This window comes from Afipia sp. MLSD5-FHT05B12 (genome assembly GCF_058793355.1).
On sequence record NZ_JBXAFS010000001.1, the window covers coordinates 80,502 to 98,464 of the forward strand.

14 protein-coding genes and 1 pseudogene are annotated in these 17,963 nt (G+C 60.0%); 10 read left to right on the top strand and 5 right to left on the bottom strand.

Annotated elements, in window-relative coordinates:
- Positions 1-136 precede the first annotated feature (136 nt).
- Positions 137-3,490, top strand: a complete 3,354-nt coding sequence (locus AC1Q6J_RS00345) for a TonB-dependent receptor domain-containing protein (RefSeq protein ID WP_492277329.1) — start codon at positions 137-139, stop codon at positions 3,488-3,490.
- 236 nt (positions 3,491-3,726) lie between these two features.
- Here AC1Q6J_RS00345 and AC1Q6J_RS00350 read toward each other — a convergent pair.
- Positions 3,727-4,712, bottom strand: a pseudogene (locus AC1Q6J_RS00350) (aliphatic sulfonate ABC transporter substrate-binding protein).
- Positions 4,713-5,152: 440 nt separating this feature from the next.
- On the opposite strand from AC1Q6J_RS00350, the gene AC1Q6J_RS00355 reads away from it, so the two are divergent.
- From AC1Q6J_RS00355 to AC1Q6J_RS00380, 6 genes are read left to right on the top strand one after another with little or no spacing between them, the layout of a single operon-like run.
- Entirely contained in the window at positions 5,153-6,100 is a 948-nt protein-coding gene (locus AC1Q6J_RS00355; RefSeq protein WP_492277330.1) for a sulfonate ABC transporter substrate-binding protein, read from the top strand.
- Positions 6,101-6,137: 37 nt separating this feature from the next.
- A complete protein-coding gene (locus AC1Q6J_RS00360) occupies positions 6,138-7,106 on the top strand; it encodes a sulfonate ABC transporter substrate-binding protein (RefSeq protein WP_492277331.1) in 969 nt (322 codons plus the stop codon).
- Positions 7,103-8,269: an FMNH2-dependent alkanesulfonate monooxygenase gene (gene ssuD / locus AC1Q6J_RS00365; RefSeq protein WP_492277332.1), complete on the top strand. Its 1,167-nt coding sequence runs from the start codon at positions 7,103-7,105 to the stop codon at positions 8,267-8,269. The genes AC1Q6J_RS00360 and ssuD overlap by 4 nt, the downstream gene beginning before the upstream one ends.
- A complete protein-coding gene (locus AC1Q6J_RS00370) occupies positions 8,266-9,078 on the top strand; it encodes an ABC transporter permease subunit (RefSeq protein ID WP_492277333.1) in 813 nt (270 codons plus the stop codon). The genes ssuD and AC1Q6J_RS00370 overlap by 4 nt, the downstream gene beginning before the upstream one ends.
- 7 nt (positions 9,079-9,085) lie before the next feature.
- A complete protein-coding gene (locus AC1Q6J_RS00375) occupies positions 9,086-9,943 on the top strand; it encodes an ATP-binding cassette domain-containing protein (protein ID WP_492277334.1) in 858 nt (285 codons plus the stop codon).
- Between the two features lie 7 nt (positions 9,944-9,950).
- The gene (locus tag AC1Q6J_RS00380) at positions 9,951-10,538 is read left to right on the top strand and encodes a flavin reductase family protein (protein ID WP_492277335.1); all 588 of its coding nucleotides are present in this window, start codon (positions 9,951-9,953) and stop codon (positions 10,536-10,538) included.
- Between the two features lie 163 nt (positions 10,539-10,701).
- Here the strand turns inward: AC1Q6J_RS00380 and AC1Q6J_RS00385 are convergent, their stop codons facing one another.
- From AC1Q6J_RS00385 to AC1Q6J_RS00395, 3 genes are read right to left on the bottom strand one after another with little or no spacing between them, the layout of a single operon-like run.
- Positions 10,702-11,079 (bottom strand): nuclear transport factor 2 family protein, encoded by a 378-nt coding sequence (locus tag AC1Q6J_RS00385; protein WP_492277336.1) that lies wholly within the window; start codon positions 11,077-11,079, stop codon positions 10,702-10,704.
- Between the two features lie 45 nt (positions 11,080-11,124).
- Entirely contained in the window at positions 11,125-12,075 is a 951-nt protein-coding gene (locus AC1Q6J_RS00390; protein ID WP_492277337.1) for an alpha/beta hydrolase, read from the bottom strand.
- A complete protein-coding gene (locus AC1Q6J_RS00395) occupies positions 12,075-13,103 on the bottom strand; it encodes a LacI family DNA-binding transcriptional regulator (protein WP_492277338.1) in 1,029 nt (342 codons plus the stop codon). The genes AC1Q6J_RS00390 and AC1Q6J_RS00395 overlap by 1 nt, the downstream gene beginning before the upstream one ends.
- Positions 13,104-13,305: 202 nt before the next feature.
- Between AC1Q6J_RS00395 and AC1Q6J_RS00400 the strand changes: the two genes are divergently transcribed.
- From AC1Q6J_RS00400 to AC1Q6J_RS00410, 3 genes are read left to right on the top strand one after another with little or no spacing between them, the layout of a single operon-like run.
- A complete protein-coding gene (locus tag AC1Q6J_RS00400; protein ID WP_492277339.1) occupies positions 13,306-13,746 on the top strand; it encodes a tripartite tricarboxylate transporter TctB family protein in 441 nt (146 codons plus the stop codon).
- Positions 13,747-13,748: 2 nt separating this feature from the next.
- Positions 13,749-15,248, top strand: a complete 1,500-nt coding sequence (locus AC1Q6J_RS00405; RefSeq protein WP_492277340.1) for a tripartite tricarboxylate transporter permease — start codon at positions 13,749-13,751, stop codon at positions 15,246-15,248.
- 54 nt (positions 15,249-15,302) lie between these two features.
- Complete coding sequence (locus tag AC1Q6J_RS00410) at positions 15,303-16,280, top strand: Bug family tripartite tricarboxylate transporter substrate binding protein (protein ID WP_492277341.1); 978 nt, start codon at positions 15,303-15,305, stop codon at positions 16,278-16,280.
- A gap of 579 nt (positions 16,281-16,859) precedes the next feature.
- Here the strand turns inward: AC1Q6J_RS00410 and AC1Q6J_RS00415 are convergent.
- Positions 16,860-17,924 carry a YeiH family protein gene (locus AC1Q6J_RS00415; protein WP_492277342.1) on the bottom strand — a complete coding sequence of 355 codons (1,065 nt, stop codon included), beginning with the start codon at positions 17,922-17,924 and terminating at the stop codon, positions 16,860-16,862.
- Positions 17,925-17,963 lie beyond the last annotated feature (39 nt).

Consider the following 17,963-nt stretch of genomic DNA (forward strand, 5'->3'; position numbering starts at 1 on the left):
CCGCGACATAGCGGTCTTTTGTTGAGTTGCGGCAGGACGGAGCGTCAATCAGATGGGGCAGGGCAGAACGAGTGCGCACGCGCGCGCAGGAAGATTCGCCGCCCTGGTGATGGCGAGCACGTGCCTAACTCCCGTCGTGGTCGTTCAGTCTGTGTTCGCGCAGACAACGCAACCTGCGAGTATCATCGGTAGCGCCGATGCGCGCGATCTCAATATTGCGGCGCAGCCTTTGGCTGGTGCGCTGATCGCATTCTCGCGCCAGACCCGGATCGAGATTTTTGCGAATCAGATGCTGGTGGCAGGTAGGAGTTCACCGGCTGTCAGCGGCGCCATGGTGCCGTCGGCTGCACTCGGTCGCCTTCTTGCCGGATCGGGTCTGTCTTATCGTTTCACTGGTATCAACAGCGTGACGATCCTCCGTTCCGGGGGAAATGCGGAACACTTGACTCCGTCGGACGGCGTGCTGCTCGATTCGATCGATGTGAGCGGCGGCGTTTCCAGTACTGACAAGCCCTATGAAACGCCAGGTTCGGTGTCGCACGTCTCACGCGAACAGCTCGACCGCCTGCCCCCGACCTCGGCCGGTGATGTGTTTATCAATACGCCGGGCGTGATTTCGGCAGGGAGTCATGTCGGCACCTCGATCAATCCTAACGTCCGCGGCCTGCAGGGCATGGGCCGCGTCGCCACGATGATCGACGGCGCGCGGCAGACGACGAGTTCCTATCGGGGCTACATCGGAAACCGCGACGAGACCTATGTGGACCCCGACCTCATCGGCGGGGTAGATGTTTCCAAGGGGCCAAGCGAAGGTGCGGGAATTGGCGGGATCGGAGGCAGCGTCAATTTCCGCACGCTCGAGGCGGGCGACATCGTCAAGGACGGCAAGACTTTCGGCACGCGCTTGAAGGGTAGCGTCGGGACCAATGCGGTCACCGAACATGCGCCCAGCTTCCTGTCCGGCGGCTCCAACAGCACCACCGGCTCGCGACCGTCCTTCTTCAACGGCGACAACTATTCGGGCAGCGCCGCCGTGGCCGCGATCAAGGAAAACTACGAATTCATCGTTGCCTATTCCAAGCATGTGCAGGGCAACTATTTCGCGGGAACGAAGGTGCCTGCCGGAATCACATTTCGTCCGCAGGGTGCAACGACGACGACAAACGCCAATGCGCTCGTGAGGCCTGGTCAGGAGGTGCTCAACACATCGGAGAACACGGATTCGTTTCTGGCCAAGGGCAAAGTGAAATGGGGCGACGGCCAGTCGCTCGAACTGGGTTATCTCTCCTACAATTCCCGTTACGGTGAGCTCGACGAACTCAGCTATCAGTTCGCGCTGAATTCAGGGATTCTGGCTTACGGGCAGGTCCCGCTCTCGAAAACCCATGTCGATACGTACACAGCCAAGTACAAGTATGAGCCGTCCGACAATCCGTATGTGAAGATGCGGGCCAACCTCTGGCTCAGCGACGTTGCCTCCGAACGCCACGGCCTGTTGCCGGGGCCTTCGGGAGTTACGACTCTGGGCGGCGATGCCGGCAACACGTCCGTGTTAGCCACGCCGCTCGGCCAGTTGACCTGGGACAACGGCGTGGAGTTCACGCGCGAACATGCGACGGCCGAGCAATTTGCGAGCGCGATAACCGGATCGCAAGGTTGGGAAACCTACGGCCCCTCGGGCGTGCGGCTGATGACCGGTACGTTCAGCAACGCAAGCCTGAAGCCGACCAACTGGCTGACTCTCTCCGCGGGGCTACGCTACGATCACTACAACTCCGAAGGCGAGGGATATCTCACCAAATTTCCCGAGCGCTCCGGCGGCCGCGCCAGTCCCAGCGCCGGCATCGTGATTGCACCGATCGAGGGATTGCAGTTCTATGGTCAGTACAAGGAGGGCTATCGGCCTCCGAGTCTGCGGGAGTCTCACTGGCATTATCAGGGATTGCTCTGGAACAATCCAGATCTGCGGCCGGAGATCGCCAAGAACTACGAAGGCGGCGTCAACATTCTGCGCAATAACCTCTTCCAGAGTGGCGACAAGCTTCGCGTCAAGCTGTCTTACTTTGACAACCATTATGACGACTACATCGTTCGCCTGAGACCGAACCCAAACAACAACACGTATCAATGGTATAATATAGATAGCGCGAACTATCGCGGCTTTGAAATATCCGGCGGCTACGACGCAGGGGCGTTCTTCCTCGAAGGCGCATTCACAAAATATCTCAAAATCGAATACTGTGAGACCGCCGGTCGTTGCGCACCGCCGCTCTCATCAGGCTTCGGAAGTGCGTCGGGGGCGCTGAAGAACGACTACGCGGCGAATTATGTCCCGCCGGAATACGCCGGCAGCGTGACCGCGGGTGTGCGGCTATTCGATCAGAAACTGACGCTGGGAGGCCGCGTGCAGTTCTCATCGGCGCGGACAGGGAGCGTCTGGCCGCCCTCTGTCACGGATACGTTCACCTGGCCGTCGTACCGGGTCTACGATCTGTTCGGCAGCTACAAGATCGATGCCGATTCTACGCTCAACTTCAGCGTGGAGAACATCACCGATCAATATTATTTCGGCGCGCTGACCTCTATCGGCGTTCCGTCTCCCGGCCGTACCGCGCGGATCAGCTACACCACGACGTTGGGCGATACGCATCCGCTCATCACCAGTTTCCCTCATATTCAGTTGGGGAACGCCTCGGTCGGCGCGCCAGGGAGCGACTGGACCGGCTTCTATGCGGGCGGCCACCTCGGCTACGCCCTGGGCAGCATCCGCGGCGTGACCACGGCTGCGGACGGCACGCCCGGCGGTATCCCGGCGACGGAATCCGCCAACGTGGACTTCCGCGATCTGACAAGAGGCATCCAGGCAGGATTCAACTATCAATTCTCCAATCGCATGGTGATCGGCGTCGAGGGAGATTTTTCCTGGACCAAGCTCAGGAAGACGCAGAACGCCATCGTGACGGAAGATCCTCAAATGGCAGCGGGAAGCTTTCTGCAGGCAAAAACCAATTACACAATCGACTGGAGCGCGTCGCTGCGTGGGCGCATCGGTTATGCCGCTGACCGTATGCTTATCTATGCAACAGGTGGCATGGCTTTCCTGAATGAGACCGAGGTTCGCTCACAATATGTGCAGCCGAGCGCCAACAACCGCTGGACTCAGTTATCCTTGAACGAGGAAGCCTCCGCCGTCCGCAGCGGTTGGACGATCGGCGCGGGTTTTGAATATGCGCTGAAGAACAACTGGTCGCTGAAGGGGGAGTATTCTTACGACCGCTTTGGAAACGAGGACTTTCTCTTCAGCGGTGCGACCGCCGGCGTGACGCTGCCAACCTCGGTGCGGACCACCTGCGCACGATACATAGGCCCCAGGTGTGTCTTATGGAACACTATCAACGTTCCCGGCTCATCACAGACGACGAACGGACGTCTGGCGAAAAACGAACTCGACCTGCATGCGATCAAGCTCGGTGTGAATTACCGGTTCTAGCCCGCGGGTCAAAACCATTCTTCAGGTGTTGATTTGGTGTTACCCGGACAGAGGCTGGGAGAGCGAGGTTCACGGAGCGGTTCTGCGATCGCTGAGACTCAAAACCGATCCGAGAGAGGAGCGACGGCGTATCGTACCTGGCGTGCCGCGCCTGAATATCCGCCGCTGGCGATCGCAACCATCGGACAATCGCCGGGGATGGAACGTTTGCTCCGGTTCATGAACCCATCAAGACCTTATGGCGCGTTCGGCGTCCAGATTCTGACGGCGGTGGTGTCAAGTTTCTTCGGGATCAAACCCTCGCCAAGGAACGCGTCGGCGATCTTCTGCTGCTCGGTGAGGCCTGCGGGCTTGACCGTGCCGACGCCGTAGCTGCGGTGGCTGTTGGCTTCCTCGACGGTGGGCGCATCGATGCCCCACAGCCCGGCCAGAAGGGTCGCGGCTTCCTTCGGATTGGCCTTCACCCACTTGCCTGTGTCGCGCAGCTTGCGAATACGAGGTTCAGCACGTCGCTGCGGCGGTCCGCGAAGGTTTCCGAGGCGAGATAGTAGCGCTTGTAGCTGGCGAGGCCGCCGCTGCCGTCGCTGAGAACCCTTGCGCCGGACTGCCGCTGCGCGCTGGTCAGGAACGGGTCCCATGCCACCCACGCATCGACATTGTTGCTGACGAATGCCGCGCGGCCATCGGCCGGGGCGAGATAGGCAGGCGAGATGTCCTTGAAATTCAGCCCGGCTTTCCCGAGCGCGGCGAGCAGCAGATAGTGGCTGCCCGCGCCCTTGGTCACCGCGACTTTCTTGCCCTTCAGGTCCACCAGCGTCTTGATCGGCGAGTCCTTGGTCACGAGGATCGCCTGTGCCGCGGGCGATGCGCTTTCTTCCGCCACATAAGCGAGCTTCGATCCGGCCGCCTGTGCGAAGATCGGGACAGTGTCCGCGACGTCCGCGCCGAAATCGAGATTGCCGACGCCGAGCGATTCCAGCAGCGGAAGGCCGCTGGAGAATTCATGCCACGAGATTTTCATGCCGAGCGGCGCGAGTGCCTTCTCCAGTTCACCATTGGCGCGGAGGACCGCGATCAGCGTCGATGACTTTTGCAGGCCGATTCGGATCTGATCGGCGGGCTTGTCCTGCGCGACCGATGTCGTCGCCGCAAGCGCGATCGACGCGGCGGTGAGCATTCCGGAAATTAATCTGGAACCAGATAGCTTGAAGCGTTGCGTCATCGTTTCCTGTCCTTGCCGAGGGATGAGCCGCTGATCTAGCCTGGGAAGCGCGATCATGACGGCCCCTGATGTGAGACTGTAGGAAACAAGCCAGATAATGAGTTGCTATAGTTCTGGCGTTCGCCGCGCGTTTCATCCTTGTTTCCAGCCGCGGCGCGAAATGAATGCGCGACGATGAGTTGTTGCGTGCCGCGCAGGCATGAGCGATTTGGAATCCCGGCTCCGTGATTTAATTCGGCTCACGCCGGTGTGATGAAAAGTCACCGCAGAAAATCGGACTGCGATCGGCGCGCTTTCCGAAATATTTCCGTTGAGTGCATGCACCGGGACAGCGCGGGCATCGCTATTTTTGCGCAGCCCTCGACACCTCAAATCTGCATGACCATCATCCTGCATCACCTGCACAGCATCTGTGCGTATCCGATTTGCGGGAGAACGGAATGAAGCGGCGGCAATTTCTGAAACTGTCCACGGCGGCAATTGCGGCATTCGCCGCGACATCCGCGCGCGCGCAAGCGGTCGCGAAGGAAGTTCGCATCGGCTATCAGAAAACCGGCGTTCTGGTGATCGCACGCCAGCAGGGCACGCTCGAGAAGCGCTTCGCGGCGAGCGGCACGTCAGTGAAATGGGTCGAGTTCACGTCCGGCCCACCGATGATGGAAGCCATCAGCAACGGCAGCGTGGATTTCGGCGCGGTGGGTGACTCGCCGCCGATCTTCGCGCAGGCCGCGAACGCCAATATCGTTTATGCCGCGGCTTCGCCGATCAGCAACGGGCAGGGCATTCTGGTTCCGCCGGGTTCATCCATCCGCGCCATCGCGGATCTGAAGGGCAAGCGCGTCGGCTTCACCAAGGGATCGAGCGCGCACAACATTGTTGTGCAGACGCTGGAGAAGGCGGGGCTCACTTATGAAGACATCACGCCGGTCTATCTGACGCCGCCGGATGCCGGGCCAGCCTTCGCCAACGGCAGCATCGATGCATGGGCGGTATGGGATCCTTACTTTGCCATCGGCGAGAAGAAGCAGAACGCGCGCATTCTCATCAATGCGTATGAGGTGGCGAAGACCAATGCCTTCTTTATCGCCAATCGCGATTTTACCACCAAGAAACCGGAAACGCTGCGCGGCGTGATCGCTGGTCTGGCGACCGCGGCGAACTGGGCGGAGAACAACCGCGAGGCGGTTGCGAAATCGCTGCTCGACATCACCGGCGTGCCGCTCGATATCCAAACGCTGGCCGCGAGCCGCGCGTCGTTTGCCATCGGGCCCGTGACCGACGGCGTCATCGAAACCCAGCAGGGCGTCGCCGACCGCTTCCACAAACTCGGACTGATCCCGAAGCGGATCACTGTCCGGGACATCGTCTGGAAGCTGGCGCAGACCTGACCCTATCAACCGATATCATTTCATCGAAGGACAGTTCATGCACATACGTCGCTCCGTCACTAAGCTTGCGCTCGTTGTATCTGCCGCCACCGTGTTGACGCTCATAGCGCTTTTGCCGGTCACGCCTGCGCAGGCGCAGGAGAAGGTCGTCCGAATCGGCTTTCAGAAGTACGGCAAGCTGGTGCTGCTCAAGAGCAAAGGGACGCTTGAACAAAAATTGAAGGCTCTCGGCTACACCGTCACTTGGACGGAATTCCAGTTTGGTCCGCCGCTGCTTGAAGCCATTAATGTCGGTGCGATTGATTTCGGCAACACCGGCGAGACGCCGCCAGTGTTCGCGCAGGCTGCCGGTGCGCCGATTCGCTATGTCGCTTACGAGCCGCCAGCGCAGAAGGGCGAAGCCATTCTCGTTCCGAAGGACAGTCCACTGAAAGGCGTGACCGACCTCAAGGGCAAGAAGGTTGCCGTGGCCAAGGGATCGAATGCGCATTACCTGCTGGTGAAGGCGCTGGAGAAAGCGGGCCTAAAATATGAAGATATCACGCCGGTATTCCTGACACCGGCCGATGCGCGCGCTGCGTTCAGCACCGGGGCGGTGGATGCATGGTCGATCTGGGATCCGTTCCAGGCAGCCGCGGAAGTTACCCTCGAAGCGCGGACACTTACGGACGGCACGGGCATCGTGCCCAACACGCAGTTCTACCTCTCGTCGCAGAGGTTCCTTGAAGGAGAACCCAAGGTGCTCGACGCATTGCTCGACGGTCTGCGTGAGGTCGACCAGTGGGCCAAGACCGACATTCACGCGGTCGCAGAACAGCTCAGCCCGTCGGTCGGGCTGCCGGTGCCGATCATCGAGACCGCATTGAAGCGTCAGTCCTACGGCATCAAGCCGATCGATTCACAGGTTCTTGTCGACCAGCAGAAAATCGCCGACACGCTGTTCCAGTTGAAGCTGATCCCGAAGGAAGTCCGTGTGTCGGATATCGCACGAAAGTCCGGATCATGAGCGCGAACACGACTCCAGCCAACGTCCTCTGGTTCCTGCCGACCCACGGTGACAGCCGCTATCTCGGCACCACCACCGGCGGACGCGAGGTGAACTTCAGCTACCTGCGCCAGGTGGCGCAGGCCGCCGACCAGCTCGGCTATTTTGGCGTGCTGCTGCCGACCGGCCGCAGCTGCGAGGACTCGTGGGTCGTCGCCGCGGCGGTCGCGCCATGGACCGAGCGGCTGCGCTATCTCGTCGCCGTGCGTCCCGGCCTGCAGTCGCCGAGCGTTGCTGCGCGCATGACCGCGACGCTGGACCGCGTGTCGAACGGGCGCTTGCTCATCAATGTCGTGACCGGTGGCGATCCGATCGAGAACAAGGGCGACGGCATCTTCCTCGATCACGACGAGCGTTACGAAGTCACCCGCGAGTTCCTGAACGTCTACAGCGATCTGCTTGCGGGTAAGACCGTCAACGTCCAGGGCAAGCATATCTCGATCGAAGACGGTCGCCTGCTGTTCGAGCCGGTTCAATCGCCGCGGCCGCCGCTGTATTTTGGCGGTTCGTCGGACGCCGGCATCGACGTCGCGGTCGATACCGTCGACAAGTATCTGACCTGGGGCGAGCCTCCGGCGCAGGTCGCCGAAAAGGTCGCACGGGTGAAGGTTGCCGCCGACAAGAAGGGCCGCAAGCTCTCCTTCGGCATCCGCCTGCATGTGATCGTGCGCGAGACCAACGAAGAAGCATGGCGCGCGGCGGACGAACTCATTCAATACGTCACCGACGATACCATCGCGCAGGCGCAGAAGATTTTCTCGCGGATGGACTCGGTCGGCCAGCAGCGCATGGCGCAGCTTCATGGTGGACGGCGCGACAAGCTCGAGATCAGCCCGAACCTGTGGGCCGGCGTCGGCCTCGTGCGCGGCGGCGCGGGCACAGCCCTCGTCGGCGATCCGCAGACAGTTGCAGCACTCATCAAGGAATATCAGGACGTCGGCATCGATACCTTCATCATGTCCGGCTATCCGCATCTCGAGGAAGCCTATCGCTTCGCCGAATTGGTGTTCCCGCTGCTCAACCTGAACAAGTCCAGTTCCGCGAAATTGCGCGTCAACACCGGGCCGTTCGGCGAGACCATCGGTAACGAGTATCGTCCCCGGAAGCAGGCATCGTCGTCATGAGTCTCGCGGAGTCACTATCACAGGCGCGTTCGCGCAGTTTCCGCATCCCGCGCGCCGACGGCCTGACGCAGTGGATCGTTCCGCTTGTCATTCTGCTGGTCTGGCAGGTGGCCTGCGTCACCGGCTTCGTGTCGGCGCGGGTGCTGCCTGCGCCGTCTGATGTAGCGGTGACGGGGTGGAAACTGCTGCTCTCGGGTGAACTGGTTCGCAATATCTGGGTCAGCTTCTGGCGCGCGAGCGTCGGATTTCTCATCGGGGGCGGCATCGGATTCATCTTCGGGCTGGCCAATGGCCTGTCGCAGCTCAGCAACAAGCTTACCGACACGACATTGCAGATGGTGCGCAACGTGCCGCACCTCGCGCTGATTCCGCTGGTGATCCTGTGGTTCGGCATCGATGAGTCGGCGAAACTGTTTCTGGTCGCGCTCGGCGTGTTCTTCCCGATCTATCTCAACACGCTGCACGGCATCAAGACCGTGGACCCGCAGCTGATCGAGATGGGTCGCATCTACGGCATGACCAACGGCGAACTGTTTCGCCGCGTGATCTTTCCCGGCGCGCTGCCGTCGATCTTCGTAGGCCTGCGGTTTGCACTCGGCATCATGTGGCTGACGCTAATCGTGGCGGAAACCATCGCGGCATCGTCCGGGCTTGGCTACATGGCGATGCAGGCGCGTGAATTCATGCTGATCGACGTCGTCGTACTCAGCATCCTGATCTATGCGCTGCTCGGCAAGCTCGCCGACTCGATCGCGCGCGTGCTGGAGCGGTTCACGCTGTCCTGGCACCCGGCCTTCCAGAAACAGTGAGGCCTTCATGCAGCAATTGGTTCGACTTGTGCCCTCGAGCGCGGAAAGTTTGCAGGCCGCGGAGCTGATCCGCCGCGCGGCCTTCGTTCATGAAGACAAACGAGAGCCCGTCGCGTCCCGGGCGCTGTCGCTGACGATCCGCGGTCTTCGCAAGTCGTTCGGCGACAACGAGGTACTGCGCGGTATCGATCTGCATATCCCAGCGGGGCAGTTCGTCGCCATCGTTGGCAAGTCGGGTTGCGGCAAGAGCACGCTGCTGCGCCTGATCGCGGGCCTCGACCGGCCGAGCGCGGGCATGATCGAATTCGGCGATCACGAGGGAAGTCCTAGCGATCATGCCCGCGTGATGTTTCAGGAGCCGCGGCTGCTGCCGTGGGCGCGCGTACTCTCGAATGTCGAGGTCGGGCTCGGCCGCGATCGCGACACAACTGACGCGAAAGCGCGGGCAGAGGAAGCGCTGATCGAGGTAGGTCTCGAGGACAAGCGGGACCAGTGGCCTGCAGTTCTATCCGGCGGACAGAAGCAGCGCGTGGCGCTCGCGCGTGCGCTGGTCAGCCATCCGCGGATTTTGGCCTTCGATGAACCGCTCGGCGCACTCGACGCACTGACGCGGATTTCGATGCAGCGGCTGCTCGAGCGTGTCTGGCGCGATCAGGAATTCACGGCGATCCTGGTGACGCACGACGTGTCGGAAGCCGTCGCGCTGGCGGATCGTGTTCTGGTCATCGATGACGGCCGCATCATGCACGATATAGCTGTCGATCTGGCGCGCCCGCGGCAGCGCGGCTCGGCGGAGCTTGCCGCGCTGGAAGGGAGCATTCTTCGCGAACTGCTGAAAGAAACCGACGATCCGGCGGGAGCGTGAGGCTGACATGAATTCGCTGGTCCGGAATATTCGCGAAAGCAGGATCGAAGCGTCGGCAGATAATTTCCGGAGCGCGATGCGCTCGCTGGCGAGCGGCGTCAGCGTCATCACGACCGGGCGGGGCAACGATCTGTCCGGCATGACCGTGACGTCGGTGTCGTCGCTGTCGGTCGAGCCGGCGACGCTGATCGTCAGCATCAACCGCAGGGCGTCGTCATGGCCGCTGCTTCAGCGGCATGGTGTGTTCGGTATCAATATTCTCGGCTCCGATCACCTCGACATCGCGGAACGATTTTCCGGTGTCGGCGGCCTGAAAGGCGCCGAGCGCTTTGCGGGCGCCGAGTGGGTCAGTCTCGTCTCCGGCGTGCCGCTGCTGACCGGTGCGCTTGCTGCGTTCGACTGCGAGGTCGAGTACGTCGTGGAACGCCATTCGCATGCCATTGTGATCGGGCGAGTGCTCGATCTGCGGGTGTCACCCGGCAAGCCGTCGCTGACCTATTGGCAGGGCCAGTACATCGCCCTCGACCAGAATGAGGATGCCGCGCGCCTTACCGATATCTCCCTGCCGACGGCCCGGGCGCTCTGGCAGGTGTAAGTGAAGTGGCCGCCTGGAAGTTCAGTGCCAGAGAACGCGTGAATGCCGCACCTTGCTAGACGGTATTCCGACCTGCTCGCGCGCACCTGTGGCGAACGGGGCATCGGCCATGATTTCGGACGATCCGGCTGTCCGCGCCGCCCATCTCGGAACCTGCCCGTCGTTACATGCGCTGTTTTCGAAACGAATTCTTCCTGACGATCTTATCTCCGCGGAAGTGGAAAATGTCGCATCCCTTGACCTCGATATACTGACCGCCTGTGTTTGTGCCGGTAAACGTCCATTCCGAAACGCCGCGCTCGCCGCTGATAAAGTGGTGAGCGTTCATCCAGCGTGCGTCGGGGACCGTCTGCCAGGCCAGCATGAAGCCGCGGCGAACAGCCTCGCGGCCTTCAAATGTGGTCCCGGATACGTCGTTGCCAGTGCCAGATTCGAACACGCAATCGTCGGTCATGAGCGACATGAGAGTGTCGATGTCATGCCGGTTCCATGCGTCAGCGAAATCTTCAAGAATACCGGTCGTCATTTGCGGGAAGGTCATTCAGGTCAACTCGCTACTATTCTTCTTCGTGGTTCGTTTGCGGAGCTAAGCCTCTATCCTTGCGCGGTCGGCCAAGCCGAGTTTTGCATAGAGAAATTCGGCCATCAGAGTTTCGACATCAGTCTTGCCGCCATCCTTGCGGTCGACAACCGCAGTTCTCAGGTAGAAATGATTCTGGCCCGCGACATGTACGAACTGATTTTCGACGCCGACCTTGGTCATGTGTTGGCGCATCTCATCGACGCCGCCAAGGATGACGGGAAGATCGTCTTCTCCATAGTAAAGCAGCATTGCCGGCTCGCCGGCAGTGCCGGTCACATGAGTCTCGAGAGTCGGGCCAGCGATTCGTCCCGATAGTGCAACAACGGCTGCGACTGGAGCCCGCTCGGCGAAAGCTGAGTTGAGCGCGATGGCGGCGCCCGCCGAGAACCCGCCGACCGCGATACGGGTGATATCGACGTTGTAAGTGCGTGACTGGTTACGGACGAAGTTCACCGCCCTGGTCATATCGTCCGTCGCAGCTTCAAGTGTGTCTGCCATCATTTGCGGCGTGCTCGGCGGCAGGCCCAGAATGTTGCGCACGAAATCGATACGGTCGCGATTTTGAGGTTGCCCTGGAAGCAGAAACGGGGTTGTGCCGGGGTCCGGAGCTTCCTGCATGAGCCTGTAATCGATTGAAAAGCAGACGTAGCCACGGCGTGCGAACTCACGGCAGTATTCCGCAATGGCTGTGCTTGGATTCTCGCCTTCGAAAACCTCAAGGCTCTTCGACCCGCGATGAAACGCGCCACCGAACGCCATAATAAGCGCCGGGCGGGGCTGGTTTGTTTCCGGAACGGGTTGATAGATGTCGAGCTTCAGCGCTCGGTATCGCGCAGCGCCTTGTTCGGGAGAGAAATCGACGCCACCGACCCCGTAAGTGACATCAGGGGTAACCCGGACATCATAGATCTTACTGAGAAACGGTTGCTCGCCATGTTTCTGGAAAATGTTCATCATTGGTCTCCTGGGGATTTTGCTGGGCCGGTGCTTCCGCGGACGATGAGTTCGGTGGCCAGTTCGATGTGATCCGGAACGTTTTGGCCGGCGAACTTGGCGAGCAGGCACTCGGCTGCAATTCTCCCCATGTCCTCAGCGCGGGTTCGCACGGTTGTTATCGGAGGGTTCATAGCTGCGGCAATTTCCAGATCGCCGTATCCGGTGATCGAGATGTCTTGCGGGACACTCAGTCCGCGGGCGGAACATTCCAGCTCGGCGCCGGCCGCCAGTAGATCGTTGGCGCAAATCACGGCCGTGGCGGAAGGAAAGCGCGCCAGTGCGGTTCGCAATGCATTGCGGCCATCCTGAAGACCACTGCCACCCGCATAGATGACGCGGTCGGGCGCGAAGTTCATGTTGCGGGCCGCAAATTCGTCTTCAATTCCCGCGAGACGTTCGCGTTCGCGCTCGCTCACTGCGAGAAACGCGACAACCACGACAATGTCGCGATGTCCGAGGTCCAACAGGTGACTGGCTAAGGCCTGGCTGGCGCGGCGGTGGTCGAAGCCGACGGATGGAAGTTCCTGATCATAGGTCCACGTGATCATGAACGGCTTGGCGCGGTCTGTCAGAAGCGGCAGCAGCGATGGATGATGCTGCGTTCCGACAAGAATGATGCCATCGACGCCCTGCCGGATCATCGAGCGCGCCGCCGCCAATTCCGTCTGAGGGTCGAAATTGGAAGTCGCGAGCAGAAGCGTGTAGCCCTGCTTTGCAATCGCAGTCTGAAGTCCTTCGACGGTGGTGGCGAAATAGGCGTGGCGCAACGAAGGCATGATTGCTCCGACAACCATGCTCCGCTTGCTTCGCAGCGAGCGGGCGAGACCGTCGGGGAAATATTGTAGCTTTTCGGCGGCAGCATTCACGCGCTGGAGCGTCTCGGTGCTTAGCAGCTGCGGCGCGTTGAACGCGCGTGAGGCCGTTGCGGTCGATACCCCGGCGAGCCGCGCCACCTGGGCCAGGCTGTGAACAGTTGTCGTCGTCACGGCAGAATTCCACTCATCGTTATGCATGAAATCAATTACATTTTTGACGATATTCGTGCAAGGGGCTGGATGTCAATGCGCGGCAAGCTGTCATATTAGGCCATATTTGATTATCATTATGGCAACAAGCGGCATTGACGATTTCAGATTTTGAGTCCTACAATTCTGAAATTGTTTTCATAGAGTGCTGCTGAGAAGTCCAATGACCGTCGATAAGGATGTTTTTGCAGGCGCCTTCTTCGTCCTGCTTGGGGCCGCCGGCTTCTGGATCGGGGCGGACTACGCCACCGGCACTGCCGCCCGGATGGCGGCGGGGTTCGTTCCCAGATTGCTGTGCTGGGCGCTGCTTGGCATGGGGACGATCATTGTTGTGACCGGATTTTTGCGTCCCAGCGAGGAAATGGAGCGGTGGCAGTTGCGCCCGCTTGCCCTCGTCCTGTTGAGCCTGCTGGTCTTCGCCGGGTTGATCGAGACAGCGGGTCTCATTCCGGCAACGATCGGATTGGCCTTGGTTGCGGCAGCGGGATCAAAGGAAACGCGCTGGCTTGAAGCCCTGATCTTCAGTGCCGTTCTCGCTGTGGTGTCAGCACTGGTGTTCGTCAAGGCTCTCGGCTTGACGATGAAAATCCTGCCGGGGGTCTGACAATGGAGATGCTTGAGCACCTTGGTCACGGTTTCGCCGTAGCGGTCACGCTGCAAAACCTCCAGTTTTGTCTCATCGGCGCGCTGCTCGGTACCCTGATTGGCGTTTTGCCGGGCATCGGTCCGGTCGCGACCATCGCGATGCTGCTGCCTTTCACATTCACGCTCTCGCCGACGTCCGCGCTGATCATGCTCTCCGGAATCTACTACGGAGCGCAGTACGGCGGCTCGACCACGGCCATCCTCGTCAACATGCCGGGCGAGGGGTCATCGATCGTGACGTGCCTGGACGGCTATCAGATGGCGCGTAAGGGACGCGCCGGGGCCGCCCTCGCGATCGCTGCGATTGGATCTTTCATCGCCGGGTGTATCGCAACCGTATTGGTGGCGGCGTTCAGCGGGCCACTAACCGCAGTGGCACAGAGCTTCGGAGCGCCTGAATATTTTTCGCTGATGCTGTTTGGCCTGATTGGTGCGATCGTTCTTGCGCAGGGCAGCGTCACCAAGGCTGTAGCGATGATGTTCGCAGGGCTCTTTCTCGGTCTCATTGGCACCGACATCTATACCAGCAAGCAGCGTTTCACTTTCGGAATCCCGGAGCTGTCCGATGGCATCGGCTTTGTTCCGATCGCCCTTGGTTTGTTCGGAATCGCAGAGATTATCCATAACCTGTCGAAGCAGGAAGACAGGGGCGTGCTGGATCAGCCGATCAAGGGCTTGATGCCATCCTGGCCGGATTTTAAACAGGCGCTTCCCGCGATTTTCCGTGGCACGGCGCTGGGATCGATGCTTGGCGTGCTGCCTGGCGGCGGGCCTGGGCTTGCAGCCTTTGCTTCATATTCCATAGAGAAGAAGATCTCGCGCACGCCTGAGCGGTTTGGCCGTGGCGCCATTGAAGGCGTTGCCGGTCCGGAATCCGCCAACAACGCCGGGGCACAGACCTCATTTATTCCGCTGCTGACGCTCGGCATCCCGCCAAATCCGGTGATGGCATTGATGGTCGGTGCCATGATTATCCAGGGCGTCCAGCCCGGGCCGCAAATGATGCTCAAGCAGCCAGATTTGTTCTGGGGACTCGTGGCCTCGATGTGGATCGGCAACCTCATGCTGATCATCATCAATCTGCCGATGATTGGCATCTGGGTGCGGCTGCTGCGTGTGCCTTATCGCCTGTTGTTTCTTGCTATCCTGCTGTTCTGTTGCATCGGCATTTATAGCCTTAACAGCAGCACCTTCGAGGTTGCGCTGACTGCGCTGTTTGGCTTGCTTGGCTATTTCTTCCTGAGGACCGGATGTGAGCCCGCGCCGCTGCTGCTCGGCTTCGTGCTCGGGCCCATGATGGAAGAGAACCTGCGCCGGACATTGCTGATCTCGCAGGGCGATCCGATGGTCTTCCTGCACCGGCCGCTGAGCCTGGCGCTTCTTGTTCTGGCTGTTCTGCTGCTGCTCGCGGTCATTCTTCCGGCCGTGCGGGCGACACGCGAAAAAGCCTTTCAGGAATGATCCCAACCGCTCGCGGATAACTGACGTATTGAGGCGTTGTAAAAGGAGACGGCAATGATGCTTGATCGACGAAGGCTGCTACAAGGCGGAACTGCTTTGCTGCTCACAGCACCTGGTGTTGCGCGTGCGCAAAGCCAGTTCCCTACCAAGCCCGTTACCATCATCGTCGCGTCGGGCGCCGGTGGCGGCACGGACATCATGGCTCGCATTGTCGCCGACAAGATGCGTGACGATCTCGGCCAGAGTGTCGTTGTCGACAACAGGCCCGGTGCGGGCGGCAACATTGGTGCTGATCTGGTCGCGCGCGCACCGAAGGATGGCTACACGCTGCTGATGACGGCGGGGGCTCTCGCGATCGCGCCGTCGATCTATGCATCGCTGTCCTACGATCCGCTCAAGGATCTGACCGGTGTTGCCTGGCTTGCGATCGCTCCGCTCGTTCTGGTGACAAGGCCGGATGGGCCGTTGAAGAGCGTTCCTGACCTGATCGAGCTTGCGAGGCGCGATGGCGGCAAAGTCAGTTTCGCAAGTTTTGGCGCCGGTACGCCGTCGCATCTCGCTGGCGAAAGCATCAACCTGAACGCCAAAGTCAACATGACGCATGTGCCTTACAATCGAGGCGGCGCGATTATCGATATTCGCGCAGGAGACGTAACGGTCGGCGTTCTCGATGCGCTCTCGACCATTCCTTACATCAAATCCGGACAGCTTCGTGCTCTCGCGGTCACCGGTCCGAAGCGATTCCAATCGCTTCCCGACATCCCGACGCTTGCGGAAGCTGGAGTCCCGTTCACCACGGTTGGATGGCATGCGGCATTTGCGCCGACCGGGACACCGAAGCCGATCATTGATCGGCTGAATACATCCTTCGTCAAGGCACTCGCGCAGCCGGGTGTTAGCGACAAAATCATCGCGGGCGGCTCACTTCCGATTGATCCGCCGGTTACAGCGGACGAATGGAATCAGCAGTATCGAAAGGACGTACAGAGCTGGGCGGAATTGGTGAAGGCCGCGAACATCAGGATCGAATAGGGGATGGAAGCCGGCGCGCACTTCCTCTTCGCACTAATGTTGACGCGAGCATCAGCAAGCGTGATCTCGCCGGATAGTAAAGCAAGGGGCGGTTAACTTATATCTTCGAGGGCGCCCCTGATGACATAGAGACCGGAGGCGAGGTGCCCTCCGGGCGAAGCGTGGCCGGATCAACTACAAAAAATCTCGCAATCAACAGTCCGGCGACAATCGTCCAGAAGGCCAAGGTTCCGAGACGACCGAAGCGAGACTTTCCACGAGCAGCGATGGTCGATTGTTCTGCCCAGACAGACAACTCGGGTTCAGACAGATGTGCGTGTGCATTTGAATGACCGAGCATTCCGTCCCGACCGAAGTCCGAACGGCCGGCGAAAACTCCCGAGGGGCTGGTGTGCTTGGTCATGACAATCACCTGTATCGAAGGTGACGTGAATTTGTATCTATAAATCAATGGCTTCAAGGAAACAAATCGGCATATTCCGGGCGCTTTGGAGGATAAATCTACCGCGCTATCATCCAAAGACGGGATGTTCTTTCCTGCTCTCCCTTGTCAGGGGTGAAAGGCCGGAAAGACGGAGTTTAGTGAATCCCGAGAAAATGAATCAGCGCCAGGCTGATCGCGAACAGGACAATGAGCGAGCCTGTGACGGCTGACGTCACGCGACCGCCGAGATTGCCGATCACCCTGATATCGACACCGAGGCCGAGCGCGGCCATCGATACAATCGTGAGCAGGCTCGCCGTGATTGTAATCGGCTTGAGAGTTGCGTCGGGCACGAAGCCAAGCGAGCGAACAGCTGCAAGCGCAAGAAAGCCAACGATGAACCATGGAACTAGCTGCAACAGCCCCGGCTTCGCAGGTGTATCGCCTTGGTGGTCAGAAATTCTGTTTCGCAGCAACGACAGCACAAGCACAACGGGGCCGAGCATTAAAACGCGCACGAGCTTGACGAGCGTACCGACCTGTGTAGCGACAAGACCCGCCGGGATCGTGGCAGCGAGAACCTGTGGCACTGCATAAACTGTCAATCCGGCGAGAGTGCCGTACTGTGTTTCGTTCAGATGAAGCAATGGGAACAAGAGCGGAAGGCCAAGAACAATCACAACGCCAAGCACGGCGGTAAACGCAATTGAGGAGGCAACATCATCGCTGCTAGCGCCAATAACGGGAGCGACAGCCGCAATTGCCGAATTGCCGCATATCGAATTCCCGCACGCAATCAGAATCGATATGTGTTGAGACAGACCGAGCAGACGAGAGATGGCGTAACTGGCTCCGATCGCTAGGATAACGGTAAAGACGATGCCGGCCAGTAATGCGGGGCCTGATGCCAGGATCGCACTAAAGCTGATCGAGGCGCCCAGCAGCATCACCGCTATTTCGAGCAGGAGCTTTGCACTGAAATTGATGCCGGCTTGCCAGCGTGGTCCGGGGCGCCAGAAGGAGCGCACGACAATGCCGATCAAGATCGCCATTACAAGCGCTTCAATATAGGGGTAAGAAAAAGCAAGCTCTTCAATATGCTGTCCAGCGATCGCCACGATCGTGATGGCGATGCTGAGCAAGGTGCCGGGTATGATGGACCAGATAAACAGCCCAAGCCTTTTAGGGGCGCTGGCGGTAAGCGAGGTCTTGTCATGCATCGGCGATTTCCTGTCCGCGTCTCCGCGCGGTTGTGTGAG